The organism is Pseudomonas sp. (genome assembly GCF_049645325.1).
Taxonomy (GTDB): Bacteria; Pseudomonadota; Gammaproteobacteria; order Pseudomonadales; family Pseudomonadaceae; genus Aquipseudomonas.
This window is the reverse complement of sequence record NZ_JBARTQ010000400.1, coordinates 1-11,996: the sequence shown is the minus strand read 5'-3', so window position 1 is coordinate 11,996 and position 11,996 is coordinate 1. Positions and strand designations below refer to the sequence as shown.

At 61.0% G+C, this 11,996-nt stretch carries 11 protein-coding genes and 1 pseudogene; 3 read left to right on the top strand and 9 right to left on the bottom strand.

Annotated features, from left to right (window positions below):
* A pseudogene (locus tag WBB95_RS17395) lies at positions 1-180 on the top strand (hypothetical protein); the annotation flags it as partial.
* 735 nt (positions 181-915) lie between these two features.
* On the opposite strand, the gene WBB95_RS17390 reads toward WBB95_RS17395, so the two are convergent.
* Both WBB95_RS17390 and nhaA read right to left on the bottom strand, forming a co-directional pair.
* Positions 916-2,538 (bottom strand): methyl-accepting chemotaxis protein, encoded by a 1,623-nt coding sequence (locus WBB95_RS17390; RefSeq protein WP_424488715.1) that lies wholly within the window; start codon positions 2,536-2,538, stop codon positions 916-918.
* Between the two features lie 209 nt (positions 2,539-2,747).
* A complete protein-coding gene (gene nhaA / locus WBB95_RS17385; protein WP_424488714.1) occupies positions 2,748-3,923 on the bottom strand; it encodes a Na+/H+ antiporter NhaA in 1,176 nt (391 codons plus the stop codon).
* A gap of 216 nt (positions 3,924-4,139) precedes the next feature.
* Between nhaA and WBB95_RS17380 the strand changes: the two genes are divergently transcribed.
* Positions 4,140-5,234: a PLP-dependent cysteine synthase family protein gene (locus tag WBB95_RS17380; protein WP_424488713.1), complete on the top strand. Its 1,095-nt coding sequence runs from the start codon at positions 4,140-4,142 to the stop codon at positions 5,232-5,234.
* A gap of 52 nt (positions 5,235-5,286) precedes the next feature.
* Here WBB95_RS17380 and WBB95_RS17375 read toward each other — a convergent pair whose 3' ends face one another.
* The 3 genes from WBB95_RS17375 to WBB95_RS17365 all read right to left on the bottom strand — a co-directional run bounded on the left by WBB95_RS17375 (position 5,287) and on the right by WBB95_RS17365 (position 8,374).
* Positions 5,287-6,900: an NAD(P)/FAD-dependent oxidoreductase gene (locus WBB95_RS17375; protein ID WP_424488712.1), complete on the bottom strand. Its 1,614-nt coding sequence runs from the start codon at positions 6,898-6,900 to the stop codon at positions 5,287-5,289.
* Between the two features lie 106 nt (positions 6,901-7,006).
* A complete protein-coding gene (locus WBB95_RS17370) occupies positions 7,007-7,678 on the bottom strand; it encodes a COG3650 family protein (protein WP_424488711.1) in 672 nt (223 codons plus the stop codon).
* A 96-nt stretch (positions 7,679-7,774) separates the two neighbouring features.
* On the bottom strand, positions 7,775-8,374 hold the full coding sequence (locus WBB95_RS17365; RefSeq protein WP_424488710.1) for a short chain dehydrogenase: 600 nt from the start codon (positions 8,372-8,374) through the stop codon (positions 7,775-7,777).
* 104 nt (positions 8,375-8,478) lie between these two features.
* Between WBB95_RS17365 and WBB95_RS17360 the strand changes: the two genes are divergently transcribed.
* Positions 8,479-9,387 (top strand): LysR family transcriptional regulator, encoded by a 909-nt coding sequence (locus WBB95_RS17360; RefSeq protein WP_424488709.1) that lies wholly within the window; start codon positions 8,479-8,481, stop codon positions 9,385-9,387.
* On the opposite strand, the gene WBB95_RS17355 is transcribed toward WBB95_RS17360, so the two are convergent.
* The 4 genes from WBB95_RS17355 to WBB95_RS17340 are packed head-to-tail and all read right to left on the bottom strand — an operon-like array spanning position 9,384 to position 11,836.
* Positions 9,384-9,869, bottom strand: coding sequence for a DoxX family protein (locus tag WBB95_RS17355; RefSeq protein WP_424488708.1), 486 nt, complete (start codon positions 9,867-9,869; stop codon positions 9,384-9,386). The two genes, WBB95_RS17360 and WBB95_RS17355, sit on opposite strands and share 4 nt — an antisense overlap.
* Positions 9,866-10,642 (bottom strand): putative DNA-binding domain-containing protein, encoded by a 777-nt coding sequence (locus tag WBB95_RS17350; RefSeq protein WP_424488707.1) that lies wholly within the window; start codon positions 10,640-10,642, stop codon positions 9,866-9,868. Before WBB95_RS17350 ends, WBB95_RS17355 begins: the two co-directional genes overlap by 4 nt.
* Entirely contained in the window at positions 10,639-11,517 is an 879-nt protein-coding gene (locus WBB95_RS17345; RefSeq protein ID WP_424488706.1) for a DUF692 domain-containing protein, read from the bottom strand. Before WBB95_RS17345 ends, WBB95_RS17350 begins: the two co-directional genes overlap by 4 nt.
* Positions 11,518-11,539: 22 nt before the next feature.
* On the bottom strand, positions 11,540-11,836 hold the full coding sequence (locus WBB95_RS17340) for a DUF2282 domain-containing protein (RefSeq protein WP_424488705.1): 297 nt from the start codon (positions 11,834-11,836) through the stop codon (positions 11,540-11,542).
* Positions 11,837-11,996: the final 160 nt, after the last annotated feature.

The window sequence follows — 11,996 nt, the reverse complement described above, 5'->3', positions numbered from 1 at the left end:
CTGCTGGGTTCGGCCACTGAAGAAGGCCTGACCCGCACCCAAGGCGTGGAAATCACCGTTCGCGAAGACGACGGCAGCATGCGCGCCTACGTCCAGGCGGTTGAAGAAAACGAAATCTTCCGCATCGGCGACCGCGTGCGCATCATGACCGTCAACGGCACCAGCCGCGTTACGCGTTAAGCGTCGGTTGTAGAAACACAAAACCCCAACCGGGTGACTGGTTGGGGTTTTTTGGTTTCAGGGCCAGTTTTCATGCTTTGCTGTAAACGTGGAAACGCAGGCAATAAAAAACCGCCTTAGTAGGGCGGTTTTTTAGTGCAAACCCAGAGAGTGGCTGGGGTTGCTATCTCAAACGACGCATTGACCCGCAGGCAGATACTACTGCCGGTCACGTCGCCACGCAAGGCGGAACGATCGTTGGTATTGGGCGCAGTTTGGCATCTTTCTCCGCCCTGATTGGACTGCAAAAGCTTGTAATGAATCTATCGGCCGATACTGGATATTTGACCATGCTCCGACACACCTTCGACGGGCATGTTGGATAGGATCACCCCTGTTCTGCGTTTGTCGCTTTTCAGGTGCGCCGGGTACGCGCGCGAATTCTGGACCGACCGCCACGGGCTAGTAATCCGTGCCGGATTGATGCGGAAGGACCATTAGCCCGGCCACCTTAAAGGGCGCATTGACCCGCGTCTGAAGGCTCACGTGTTCCGGTAAGTGCGCTGGAGGTAAGGCCCAACTCAAGGAGGGCCGAGTATGTCCAAGTTTGCACGACGTACGTGGAACCTCGCAGTGAATGCCTTGCGTGTTTATCACGTGTGGGTGTTTCTGCGGGACAGCTTCGATGACCTGTAAGGTCTGAGAAGTGGAGCCGTCTCGGCTTAAACCGAGACGGCTTTTTGGTGTTTCAAATGGTCAGACCTGGAAGTGCTTTACCATCGTATTCAATTCATGGGCCAGGCTGGCCAATGATTGTGAGGCAGCTGTCGTCTGGGTCGAGCCTTCTGCAGACTGAATCGACAGTTGCTGAATATTCAGCAAGTTGCGATCCACCGCCCGGGCAACGTCAGCTTGCTCCGCCGCCGCCGTGGTAATCACCAGGTTGCGGTCGTTGATCTCATCGTTGGCCGCCAGAATATCCGCGAGTGCCTGTTGTGCCAGTTCGGCCAGTCCCAGGGTTTGCTGGGTCATGGTGCTGCTGTCGAGCATGGTGTTAACAGTGCTGGCGGTATGGGTCTGGATGCTGCCGATCATCTGTTCGATTTCTTGAGTCGACTGCGCGGTGCGATGCGCCAGCGCACGCACCTCGTCGGCGACCACCGCAAAACCACGCCCGGCTTCACCCGCGCGCGCGGCTTCGATAGCGGCATTCAGCGCCAGCAGGTTAGTTTGCTCGGCAATGGTGCGGATCACATCGAGTACCTTGCCGATCCCTTTGGCTTGTTCAGCCAGGCCGCTCACTTGGCCAGAGCTGACTTCAACCCCACGGGTCAACGCCTGGATCGAATTCAATGCCTCGACCATGCGCTGCTGGCCTTTCAAGGCGATGCTGCGTGATTCCTGGGAAAGGTCGGAGGTCGATGCCGCATTCCGGGCGACTTCCTCAATAGCGGTGGTCATCTCGGTGACCGCCGTTGCCGCCTGCTCGATTTCCCCGTGTTGCTGTTGTAAGTCGCGGCTCCCCTCGGCGGTGACCGCATTCAACTCTTCGGCCGCAGCGGCCAGTTGGCTGGATGATCCGGTGATTTGCCGCAGGGTCTGCACCAGGTTGTTACGCATGGTTTCTTGTGCCCGCAGCAGGCGCGTGGCTTCGTCGTTGCCCGTCGGGTTGATAGGCTGGGTGAGATCGCCCTTGGCAATGGTTTCGGCGACTTGCACCGCTTCATTGATCGGCCCGGTGATGCTGCGGGTCAGCAGCCACGCCACCAGGACAGTGCCGGCACTCACCAGTAGGATGACAATCGCGATGCCCTTCACCGCGTGCTGGTACGCGTCCTCGGACGTCCGGCCGGCCAGTTCTGCGCCTTTATTGGCGAGGTCGATCAACTGGTCGAAATTCTTGGTCATCTGCTCGTAGCTTTCGCGGATGCTGTTGAGGAAGTCGCGGGCGCTGGCCTTGTCGCCTGAGCGCGAGCGCTTGAGCATCTCGGTGTGGTTTTTCGCGTACCCATCGAGGCTCTGGTTGAACACATCGAGGCGTGATTTTTCTTCAGCGGTGCGTAGTAGGCCTGCGTATTGAGAGAGTTGCTCCTTGACGGCTTTCAGGCGACCCGCAGATTTGTCTTCGTAGGTCTGCATGTCTGCGTCGCTGGAGGACAGGATGTGCGCCATTTCGCCCAGGCGAAAACGGTCGAGCGATGCATTGGCCAGGGCCAGTAGTCGCACGCGCTGCATCCAGTTGTTCTGAATATCCGCCGCCTGGGACTGGACTTCGCCAATCTGCTTGAGGGCGAACAGGCCGAGAAACACACTCAGCGAGGCAATAGCGGCGAAGCCGATGAAGGCTCTGGCCGCGATTCTTATATTTCTCAGGAACATGGGCTTGTCGCTCGGGCTGGAAACGCGTTGGGGAGCAAGGTCGGGCGCGCGTCCCAGGAAGGGGACAGCTGGATCGCCACACCAGATAGTCGGCGGGAGGGGGGAAGTCTTTAGGCGGGGGCAGGCGGATTATTGGTTAAACGTCAGCGACAAACAAAGAAAAACCCCAACCGGTCGCCCGGGTGAGGTTTTCAGGTGCTTCAGGTGGCTCAGGCTTTCTTGCGACTCGCCATCGCCGTCACCGCATAACCAATACACGCCGCCAGGATCGAGCCGGTCAGGATGCCCATTCGGTCCTCGCCCGCAAACTCGCTGGCGCCCGGCACGAACGCCAGGGAGCCGACGAACAGGCTCATGGTGAAGCCGATGCCGCACAGGATTGCCACGCCGAACACCTGGCCCCAGTTGGCGCCGCTGGGCAGCGCGGCCAGGCCGGTTTTAATTGCCAGCCAGGTGAGGCCGAAGACACCGACGGTCTTGCCGATCAGCAGGCCGGCGGCGATGCCCATCGGTACGTGATGGGTGAAGCTGTCGAGGCTCACACCGGTCAGGGACACGCCGGCGTTGGCAAAGGCGAACAGCGGCAGGATGCAGTAGGCCACCCACGGGTGCAGGGCGTGTTCGAGGGTGAGCAGTGGCGACGGCTCCGCATTCTTGGTGCGCAGCGGGATGCAGAAGGCCAGGGTCACGCCAGCCAACGTGGCGTGCACACCACTTTTGAGCACGCACACCCAAAGAATGAGCCCGATGATCAGGTACGGCCCGAGCTTGATCACGCCCAGGCGGTTCATCGCAATCAAGGCAATCAGGCACGCGCCTGCGCCCGCGAGGGCGGCGCCGGACAAGTCGGCGGAATAGAACACGGCGATGACAATGATTGCGCCCAGGTCGTCGATAATCGCCAAGGTCATCAGGAACAGCTTCAACGACACCGGCACCCGTTTGCCCAGCAAGGCCAATACGCCCAGTGCGAAGGCAATGTCGGTGGCCATGGGGATCGCCCAGCCGGACAGCGCAGCGGGGTAGTCCTTGTTGATCGCCCAGTAGATCAGCGCCGGCACGACCATGCCGCCTATCGCGGCAGCGCCCGGCAGCACCACTTGCGACGGCTTGGACAGATGGCCGTCCAGCAGCTCGCGCTTGACCTCCAGGCCGATCAGCAGGAAGAACAGGGCCATCAGACCGTCGTTGATCCACAGCAGCGCGGGCTTGGCGATTTTCAGTGCGCCGATTTGTGCGACCACCGGTACGTCAAGAAAGGCGTTGTACAGGTGCGACAACGGCGAATTGTTGATGATCAGCGCCAAGGCGGCAGCGGCGATCAGTAACAGACCGCTGGCGGCTTCCAGCTGGAAGAAACGGGTGAAAGTGCTACGCAGAGGCACAGGATGCTCTCCAATCAAGGTTCAATAGGTGGGTACCCTAACCCGTACCGTTAGTTGTTAAAACAAAAGTTATATTCTTATTTGTTATAAGCGATGGTCAGGCTGGTGGATGCGCCACAGCCTAGCAATTGTGTGTCTAATTGAGTCGTCACTGTATCTGTGTGCAGTGTAGGAAACCCCCTAAAATCAGGGGTGAAATCTTTAGAGACTCACCTTATGAGCGACCACCGTACCTGGGCCCGCGAAGCCATTCGCATCATCGAAGCGGACTTCCAGCGTAGCGCCGACACCCACCTGATTCCTTTGCCGTTGCCGGGGCTGCCGGGAGTCGAGTTGTACTTCAAGGATGAGTCCAGTCACCCCACCGGCAGCCTGAAACATCGGCTGGCCCGTTCGCTGTTCCTGTATGCCCTGTGTAACGGCTGGCTCAAGCCCGGGGCGCCGGTGATCGAAGCGTCCAGCGGTTCGACCGCGATCTCGGAGGCTTACTTCGCCCGCCTGCTTGGCTTGCCGTTTATCGCAGTGATGCCCGCCACCACGTCGCAGGAAAAGATCGCACAGATCGCCTTCTACGGGGGCAAGAGTCACTTGGTAAAAGATCCGACGCAGATCTACGCCGAATCCGAACGCCTGGCGAAGGAAAGTGGTGGCCACTTCATGGACCAATTCACCTACGCCGAGCGGGCCACCGACTGGCGGGCGAACAACAACATCGCTGAATCGATCTTCCAGCAACTGCGCTTTGAGCATTACCCCGAACCGAGTTGGTTGATTTCCAGCCCCGGCACCGGCGGCACCACGGCCACCCTTGGACGTTATGTGCGCTATCGCCAGCATGGCACCCGCGTGCTGTGTGCCGATGCCGAGCGCTCGGTGTTCTTTGAGTTCTACCAGACCGGCGACGCCAGCTTGCGCCTGGACTGCGGTTCGCGCATCGAAGGAATCGGGCGACCAAGGGTCGAGGCGTCGTTTTTACCCAAGGTGATTGACGCGATGGTCAAGGTGCCGGATGCCCTTTCCCTGGCCGCCATGCATTACCTGGCAGAGCGTTTGGGGCGTCGGGTTGGCGGTTCCAGTGGCACCAACCTGATCGGCGCGTTGGTGGCGGCGCAGCAGATGAAAGCGGCGGGGGAATCGGGTTCGATCGTGGCGATCTTGTGTGATGGCGGCGAGCGCTATGCGACCACCTATTACGATCAAGCGTGGCTCAAGGCGCAGGGGTATGAGCTGGAGGGTTTGATTGCGGCGGTGGCGGCCAGTGTCGAGCGCGGCGAGCCGTTGCCCGAAACGGTCTTGCGCGCAAACATCTGAAACAACGCGCAAGCCAGCTCCCACCATTGAGGGGGGCTGGCTGCGGTCGCGCTTAGGCTTCGAGGCCGAGCATATCCCGCGCCAACGCTTCGGCAATCCGAATGCCGTCAACGCCCGCCGACAGAATCCCGCCGGCATAACCGGCGCCTTCACCGGCTGGGAACAGGCCTTTCACGTTCAAGCTCTGCATGGTTTCGTTACGGGTGATTCGCAGCGGCGACGACGTGCGGGTCTCGATCCCGGTCAACACGGCGTCGTGCAGCGAGTAACCCTTGATCTGCTTTTCGAATGCCGGCAGCGCTTCACGGATGGCTTCGATGGCGAAGTCCGGCAGCGCCAGGGCCAAATCGCCCAGCGCTACGCCCGGTTTGTAGGACGGTTCCACACTGCCAATGGCCGTGGACGGTTTGCCGGCGATGAAGTCGCCCACCAACTGCGCCGGGGCTTCGTAGTTGCTGCCGCCGAGGATGTAGGCGTGGGACTCCAGGCGTTCCTGCAGTTCGATGCCGGCCAGCGGGCCGCCCGGGTAGTCCACTTCAGGCGTGATGCCGACCACGATGCCGGAGTTGGCATTGCGCTCGTTACGCGAATATTGGCTCATCCCGTTGGTGACGACGCGGTTCGGCTCGGAGGTGGCGGCAACGACGGTGCCGCCCGGGCACATGCAGAAGCTGTAGACCGAACGCCCGTTCTTGGCGTGGTGCACCAGCTTGTAGTCGGCGGCGCCGAGCTTCGGGTGCCCGGCGTATTTGCCCAGGCGCGCGGCGTCGATCAGCGATTGCGGGTGTTCGATGCGGAAACCCACCGAGAACGGCTTGGCTTCCATGTACACGCCACGGCTGTGGAGCATGCGGAAAGTGTCGCGGGCGCTGTGGCCCAGGGCCAGGATCACGTGTTTGGAGAGGATCTGCTCGCCGTCAGCGACCACCACGCCGTTCAGTTGGCCGTCTTCGATCAGTACGTCGGTCACGCGCTGTTCGAAGCGTACTTCACCGCCCAGGGCGATGATCTGCTCGCGCATGTTTTCGACCACGCCGGTCAGGCGGAAGGTGCCGATGTGTGGCTTGCTGACGTAGAGGATTTCTTCCGGCGCGCCGGCCTTGACGAATTCGTGCAGTACTTTGCGACCGTGGAATTTCGGGTCTTTGATCTGGCTGTAGAGCTTGCCGTCGGAAAAGGTCCCGGCGCCGCCCTCACCGAACTGCACATTGGACTCTGGGTTGAGCACGTTTTTACGCCACAGGCCCCAGGTGTCCTTGGTGCGCTGGCGCACTTCCTTGCCACGTTCGAGGATGATCGGCTTGAAACCCATCTGCGCGAGCAGCAGCCCGGCGAAGATGCCGCACGGCCCAAAACCCACCACGATTGGCCGCTCGACCAGGCCTTCGGGCGCCTGGCCCACCACCTTGTAGCTGACGTCCGGCGCGGGGTTGACGTTGCGGTCATCGGCATACTTGAGCAGCAGGGCTGCTTCGCCGTTCACGTTCAGGTCGATGGTGTAGATGAAGCACAGTTCAGACGATTTCTTGCGCGCGTCGTAGCTGCGCTTGAACAGGGTGAAATCGAGCAGGTCATCACTGGCGATGCCCAGGCGCTGCAGGATGGCAGGCCGCAGGTCTTCTTCGGGATGGTCGATGGGCAGCTTGAGTTCGGTGATTCGTAACATGACAGGATCCGGTAGGCGGCGGGCTTCGATGCCGGCTGTTTTGCAAACCGGCGATTATAAGCCCCAATGGCAGTTTCCCGTCATGTTAAAACAACGCGGGGTGCAATCAGTCGTCGCGGGAACCGCCAAACGCCGCGCAACCGCGCTGAACCTGGCCATTGACGCGCAGCTCGGCGGTCATGTGCTGGAGGCTGCCGCTGACCGGGTCAACGCAGCGCTGCGGGGCAACCCACAGTTCGACGTGCTGGTTGTTGGCTTCGGTCATCAGGTTGAAGCGGCCGTCACCGATCTGCTCTTCGACATACGGTACAGCCAGTGGCGGTTGGCCTTCACGTTCCAGCACCATGCCTTTGGCCGTGACGTTCATCGCCCACGCCGGTTTATGGCCGTTGGCGCGCAGGATCATGCGTTTGAAGTCGGGGTCATTGCAGGCCGAGGTGGAGCGTTCGACGCGGTACAGCTGTTGCAGGTCGACCGAACCCTGGGTGCCGCTGGCAACGCCGGAGAACTTGCCACGCAAGTCGGCAAACAGTGCGCCTTGCTGGCCCGCCAGGGAGGCGGCTTCCTGCAGGACGCTGGTGCCACCGGTGTCGTTGACGACGTAATTGCGCTTGTCGTTGCACGGCTGGAACAACAGCTTGCCGCCCACGGCCGTCAATTCGCCCTGCATACGGGTCATCCCGACGGTGGACGGTTTGGCCGGCTCGCTCTCGAAAACCTGGCAAGCGGTGAACAGGGGCAGCAAGGCACATAGAACTAGGGTACGGGCGGCACGCATTATCGGGTCTCCAAACAAGTGCCGCCACGTTACGCAGGCTGGCGCCGCATCACAAGCCCGCCGCCCGGCTTCAGGCAATTCTGACAGACGCCAGCTTCAGCCGACGATAAACGTCTGACCGGTCTGCAAGCCCTCGACGCTTTTCGCGTAGGCCAACGCCACCTCGGCACCCGGCGCCGGTTTGTAGCCACGGAAGTAAGGGGCATAGCTGCCCATGGCTTCCAGCAGGACGGTCGGGCTTACCGAGTTGACGCGCAGGCCGCGTGGCAGTTCGATGGCCGCCGCTTTGACGAAGGCGTCCAGTGCGCCGTTGACCAGTGCGGCTGAGGCGCCGGTGCGAATCGGGTCGCGGTTCAGAATGCCGCTGGTGAAGGTGAACGAGGCGCCGTCGTTAGCGTATTCGCGGCCGATCAGCAGCAGGTTGACCTGGCCCATCAGTTTGTCACGCAGGCCCAGTTCAAAGTCGGTTTCGCTCATGTCGCCCAGGGCGACGAAGTTGACGCTGCCGGCGGCGCAGATCAGCGCGTCGAACTTGCCGGTTTGTTCGAACAGCGCGCGGATCGAGGCGCTGTCGCTGATGTCCACCTGGAAGTCGCCGCTGCTGCGGCTGATGCTGATCACCTCGTGACGCTGCGCCAGTTCCGCCTTGACCGCCGAACCGACCGTACCGCTGGCACCAATCAATAGGATTTTCATCGTGCTGTTCCTCCAGGGAGTAAGTGAGGGTTCAGTCTAGAGTGGCTTTTTCAGCGGATAAACGTGCTAATAGGCAACCTTTGGTTTTCAAATGGAAACAATCCATGAGCGAGATGGATGACCTGGCGGCCTTTGCCGTCCTGATTGAGGCCGGCAGTTTCACCGTGGCAGCCGAGCAGTTGGGCTGCAGCAAGGGCCAGTTGTCCAAGCGCATCAGCCAATTGGAGGCTCAATTTTCCGTGGTGCTGTTGCACCGCACCACGCGCAAGCTCAGCCTCACGGCTGCTGGCGCGGCGCTGTTGCCCCAGGCCCAGGCGCTTGTCGTTCAAGTGGAACGCGCGCGTCAGGCGCTGGCGCGGCTAAAGGATGACTTGGCCGGCCCGGTGCGTATGACCGTGCCGGTGTCGTTGGGGGAAACCTTCTTCGATGGCTTGCTGCTGGAGTTTTCCAAGCAGTACCCGCAGGTGCAGATCGAGCTGGAGCTCAACAACAGCTACCGGGACCTGGCGCGGGACGGCTTTGACCTTGGCGTGCGCATGGGTGCGCTTGAAAATGAGCGCCTGGTGGCCAAGCCGCTGTTGGCCTGGCACGAGATGACGTGCGCCAGCCCGGACTACCTGGAGCAATATGGCGAACCGTTGACCCCGGCGGACCTGGCAGCGCACAGCTGCCTGCTCAACAGCCACTACAGCGGGCGCGAAGAATGGCTGTACCACCAGCAACATGAGTTGCTGCGGGTGCGGGTCAGCGGCACGTTTGCCTCTAACCACTACAACTTGCTGAAAAAAGCCGCATTGGTCGGCGCGGGTATCGCGCGCCTGCCGTCCTACGTGTTACACGCGGAATTAGCTGACGGCCGATTGCGCTGGCTCCTGCGTGATTATCAGACGCGGAGCATGCCGATGTACCTGGTTCACCCTTATCAGGGCGGCTTGCCGCGCCGTACCCAGGTGCTCGCCGACTACCTGGTGGACTGGTTCAAGCGCAGCGGCGAAGCCTTGGACCGTCTTTAACGGTAGCGGCGTGCGATCAGGTGATCGATGGACAGGCAGCCCGGGCCCTTGGCAACCAACAGCAGCAGCAAGGCGATCCAGGTGCCGTGGGTCGGGTAGGCTTCCGGGTAAACGAACAACTGGATCGTCAGGGTCATGCCGATCAAGGCCAGGGCCGAGAAGCGCGTGGCAAAACCCACCAGGATCAGCACCGGGAAGAAGTGCTCGGCAAACGCAGACAGGTGCGCCGCCACTTCAGGTGAGAGCAACGGCACATGGTACTCGCTGCGAAACAGCGGCACCGTGGAGGCTGCGAGGCGCGGCTCGCCGAGTTGGAAGGTGCCGTTGATCAAGTCGATGGCGAACCCTTCGACCTTGGTTTGCCCGGACTTCCAGAACACTGCCGCAATAGAGAAGCGCGAGAGAAAGGCGATCAGGCTGTAGGGGATTTTCTCGAACAGTGCGATGACCCGATTGATCAGGTTCGATGGGGACGTGTTCATGGCGATTCCTTGGGGTCCAGGTGCAAATGGGTGATGGCGTCGTGGCTGATCAGCAGCGTCAGACATTGGTTCAGGTCGAATTCGCTGGAGGCTTCGAGGGCATCAGCCACTGCCGTCTCCAGTGCTTTACCTTGGTTCAGGCTGTGGATGAACGCGACTGAACCGCTGTCGAGGGTGAAGACCTTGACTGCCAGGCCTTGGCGCAAGACCAGGGCACCTTGGGCATGCCAGGGGTTCAAGGTGGCCATGGCGCCTTCGGTTTGATGCGCAGCCCAAACGGCCACCACCGCATAGGCGGAATTCAACACGGCCAGGGAGGGATGCAGTTGCAGGCGCAGTTTTCCCAGGTCCGCTTGGCCCTGCAGGGCCTGAAGAACGGCCTGCTGGTCCAGCGGGGGGATATCCGCTGCGTGATAGGCGCCTACCCGCAGCCGTTCCAGGCGAGCAACATCAGCCAGGTAAGGCACGCTGGCGGCGGGCTCAAAGTTCTGGATGAATGCGGCAAACGTACTGCCGTACTCGCTGATCAGCGGGCTGGTGGGCGGGTTCGCCTGCACATACACGCCACTCATCGCGCGGAAGAACGCCTCGCCGACCAATTGCAATGTCACCGGGTAGGCCGCGGCCAACGCGTTTATCAGGGAGCTGTGGACATTGTTACGGTACACCGCAAAGCGGCTGGCCGGATCGGCGCCGTTGCTGCTGAACAGCCCCTCAGGGCAGATTGCGTCCGATGCGAGCAGAGCGCTGGCAAACGCTGCTTGATGGCTCATACGTTGACCTGCGAAAGGTGCCAGTCGGCTTGCAGTGCTTCGGCGTGCAGCACGCTGAAGGCCGGCACCTGGTTGTCCCGCTCGATCAGCGTGGCCACCGGCCCTGTGCGCGCCAGTACCTGTTCGTACAGTTGCCACACCGCGTTATCGATGGGCGAACCATGGTCATCAATGAGCAGCCGGTCGCCCAGGCTGTCGGTGTCTTCGGCAAAGCCTGCCAGATGAATCTCACCTACTGCGCGCAAAGGCAGCGCATCAATGTAGGAAAGCGCATCGCGTTGGTGGTTGATGCAGGACACGTAGACGTTGTTGACGTCCAGCAACAGGCCACAACCGGTGCGACGGATGATCTCGCTGATAAAGTCGGTTTCATCCAGGGTGGAGTGCTGGAACTGCAGGTAGGTCGATGGGTTTTCCAGCAGCATTGGCCGCTTGAGGGTGCTTTGCACTTGGTCGATGTGTTCGCACACACGGTTCAGGGTGGCCGCATCGTACGCCAGGGGCAGCAAGTCATTGAGAAACACCGGGCCGTGGCTGGACCAGGCCAGGTGTTCGGAAAAAGAGTGGGGTTGATAGCGCTCGATCAGCGTAGCCAGGCGTGCCAGGTGCTCACGGTTCAACGGCCCTTCGCCGCCGATGGACAGGCCCACGCCGTGTAACGACAGCGGGTACTGCTCGCGGATCAAACCCAGGTAGTGATGAAAAGGGCCGCCGGCCACCATGTAGTTTTCGGCGTGCACTTCAAAAAAACCGATGTCGGGCGAAGTCTCAAGCACTTCGAGGAAGTGCTCGTTCTTCAGCCCCAGCCCGGCCCTGTAGGGGAGGCCGGGCACCTGAGCTGGAGAGACCGTATGTTGGGGTGAAAGCGTCATCATCAGTACTCAGGTTGCGCAGGGTTCAGGACTTGGCGGTGAAGGCTGCTACTTGGCCGAACCCAGTTGGCGAGGTGGCGCTTGGGGTTTTGGCGCACGTGCCGGCTGGGACCAGTTTCCAGGCGTTGGCCTGGTCTTTGACTTTCGAGGTGCCGGCGCAGGTAGTACCGGCGCCTGCGGCGCAATCGTTCTTGCCGGCTTCAGCGACGCCGAAGCATTTCTGCATATCGTCGGCAGCGTGGGCGGTGGTGGTCAGGGCGGACAGGCTCAGGGCCGAGCCGAGGGCGAGGATCAGGGTAGCGGCGGACAGTTTAGTGGTCATGGTGTAGCTCCAGCAGTGGGTTGAGGTAGCGGGCTTGATTGCCTGCTTACACCACTAGAGGCAGCAGGACGAATTTCGTTACACCCGTGTCGAAAATAATTTAAAAGAATTCAAATTTAACGCTTCGCCCAAAGCAAATGTGGGAGCTGGCTTGCCTGCG

Excerpts from the sequence above, each read along its gene's own strand:
- WBB95_RS17350 (WP_424488707.1), bottom strand. The coding sequence starts at position 10,642 with ATGAGCCATCAAGCAGCGTTTGCCAGCGCTCTGCTCGCATCGGACGCA.
- WBB95_RS17390 (WP_424488715.1), bottom strand. The coding sequence starts at position 2,538 with ATGTTCCTGAGAAATATAAGAATCGCGGCCAGAGCCTTCATCGGCTTC.
- WBB95_RS17355 (WP_424488708.1), bottom strand. The coding sequence starts at position 9,869 with ATGAACACGTCCCCATCGAACCTGATCAATCGGGTCATCGCACTGTTC.
- WBB95_RS17380 (WP_424488713.1), top strand. The coding sequence starts at position 4,140 with ATGAGCGACCACCGTACCTGGGCCCGCGAAGCCATTCGCATCATCGAA.
- WBB95_RS17345 (WP_424488706.1), bottom strand. The coding sequence starts at position 11,517 with ATGATGACGCTTTCACCCCAACATACGGTCTCTCCAGCTCAGGTGCCC.
- WBB95_RS17370 (WP_424488711.1), bottom strand. The coding sequence starts at position 7,678 with ATGCGTGCCGCCCGTACCCTAGTTCTATGTGCCTTGCTGCCCCTGTTC.
- WBB95_RS17340 (WP_424488705.1), bottom strand. The coding sequence starts at position 11,836 with ATGACCACTAAACTGTCCGCCGCTACCCTGATCCTCGCCCTCGGCTCG.
- WBB95_RS17365 (WP_424488710.1), bottom strand. The coding sequence starts at position 8,374 with ATGAAAATCCTATTGATTGGTGCCAGCGGTACGGTCGGTTCGGCGGTC.
- WBB95_RS17360 (WP_424488709.1), top strand. The coding sequence starts at position 8,479 with ATGAGCGAGATGGATGACCTGGCGGCCTTTGCCGTCCTGATTGAGGCC.
- WBB95_RS17375 (WP_424488712.1), bottom strand. The coding sequence starts at position 6,900 with ATGTTACGAATCACCGAACTCAAGCTGCCCATCGACCATCCCGAAGAA.